This is a genomic window from Vibrio sp. S12_S33 (assembly GCF_963889785.1).
Classification (GTDB): Bacteria; Pseudomonadota; Gammaproteobacteria; order Enterobacterales; family Vibrionaceae; genus Vibrio; species Vibrio aestuarianus.
On record NZ_CAWPQZ010000129.1, the window covers coordinates 1 to 1,811 of the forward strand.

Annotated in this window: 2 protein-coding genes; both read right to left on the minus strand. The window is 40.6% G+C overall.

Going from position 1 to position 1,811, the window contains the following annotated elements; translation table 11 throughout:
* Positions 1–351: 351 nt before the first annotated feature.
* Positions 352–618 carry a hypothetical protein gene (locus AACW06_RS19370; protein ID WP_103175338.1) on the minus strand — a complete coding sequence of 89 codons (267 nt, stop codon included), beginning with the start codon at positions 616–618 and terminating at the stop codon, positions 352–354.
* Between the two features lie 189 nt (positions 619–807).
* Positions 808–1,659: a trypsin-like peptidase domain-containing protein gene (locus tag AACW06_RS19375; protein ID WP_192076309.1), complete on the minus strand. Its 852-nt coding sequence runs from the start codon at positions 1,657–1,659 to the stop codon at positions 808–810.
* Positions 1,660–1,811 lie beyond the last annotated feature (152 nt).

Here is a 1,811-nt window from a genome sequence, read left to right on the forward strand (position 1 = left end):
GCTGAATGTCAGCAAGAAAACCAGTCAAAAGGACATTTCAATTAAAGCGATTTGAAACTGACGAAACTCAACACAAGCCAGATCCAAAACTTAATTGAGGCAACCCAAGAACCTTGAAAACGATCAACTTCAGAAGTTCCACAAAATCATTTCGACCAAGTCAACTTGCCGAAAACACGGAACGAATTTTCAATGAAATCGTAGCTTTGACCTAAAAAACTGACCAAACACATAACGCCCAATTAAGGGGTGAGCAACGCTACCACCCAACCTAACGCATTGTACCGTAAACACTAAATTTGAAGTAGAAGCAAAAATGCCAAGCGTTGGGAATCCCTCTTAAATTGTTTGTTAGGCATTTGCCAACGGACGCAGCCGATCTGCCGGAATATTCCAACGTTCACCGTTGGCTGTTGACACTGATATTGTCTTTTTATTGAACTTAACCACGACACAGACACGAGCTGTGCCTTTGTCATCGACAAACTCGGCTGGAGAGCCAAGTGTGAACTGTTGCCTTTTGGCTTGAACTTCAAGCTCATCCATACTTTCCAAACGAGCTACGATTCGATTATTTAACTCAATCAATTCTGTTCGAGTTAACGTGTCTATATCCATACTTACAAACTCTACTACTTTGAAATGAAAGGCATTATATCAGTAAAATTTGAGAGTCTGACGATTAATGCCTAACGCCCTGTTAAGGTGTGAGCAACGCAGTACCTAAGCCACCGCATACCACCCTAATCACTAAATTCAACGCATAGTAAAAATGCCACGCGTTGCGAATCACTCTTAAACAGTTTGTTAAGCAACTTTTCCGCAGCACTCTTTAAACCTTAATCCCCGATTGCACGGACATTTTGCCATTCTAGTAGGTGGCTCTCGCAAACTTTCGTCAGAAAATACTAGTTTATTTTCAATGATCTCTTGAATTACAAACGGTCGCCATACGCGACCAATTTCCGATTGGCCATGTATGCGACCAGCATAAATTCCTAGAAAACGCGTTTGAATGCCATTTGCCATAACAGTACTTCCATCAGATGTTTGATAGCTATCAGCACGTAATACAACGGGAGAGCCTGACATACCGGATCTAGTTGTAGCATCAATTAGGAAAGCAGGACGATTTTCTTCAAAGTCAATGCCATGGTCTGATGCAATATGCCCTGTCTTCCAAATAGGCCAATTAGCACCCGCTGTTAGCCCAAACGGATAACCAATAACAGATACAGGCATAGCTGTTATTGGAACCATGTCTTTATCTTTTAAAGCGTAGTCTAATGGATACACTTCAATATCATTAGACACTTCAATTTTGATAGCTACAACGTCAACCTCATTAGACAGAGGGTGCTCTAACCAAAGGGGCTCGTCATTCTCGCCGAGTAATTCAATGCGTTGTTTAGTCCACTCCCCCAAACACCCTTTCTTGTGAAATGAGACCATGAGGTTATTTGGTATAGACAAGTGTTGTTTATCTAAGTAATCCAAAGTATCTGCATCTTTTCCAGTGACTACATGCCAGTTAGTAATTAAATAAATATCATCACGAAATTGCAGTAAAAAACCTGTAGCCACAGATAATCCCACATCATTAAAGCGAGGTTCAATAAACAATGAACTACAAGACAACGGATCTACATATCTAACCATAAGTACCTCAATTTTTGATGTTGCTTAACGCCCAATTAAGGGGTGAACAACGCCACCACTCAACCTAACACATTGCACCATAAACACTAAATTTGAAGTAGAAGCAAAAATGCCAAGCGTTGAGAATCCCTCTTAAATTGCTTGTTAGCTGT

Coding starts and splice junctions, on each gene's coding strand:
- AACW06_RS19370 (WP_103175338.1), bottom strand. CDS start 618: ATGGATATAGACACGTTAACTCGAACAGAATTGATTGAGTTAAATAAT.
- AACW06_RS19375 (WP_192076309.1), bottom strand. CDS start 1,659: ATGGTTAGATATGTAGATCCGTTGTCTTGTAGTTCATTGTTTATTGAA.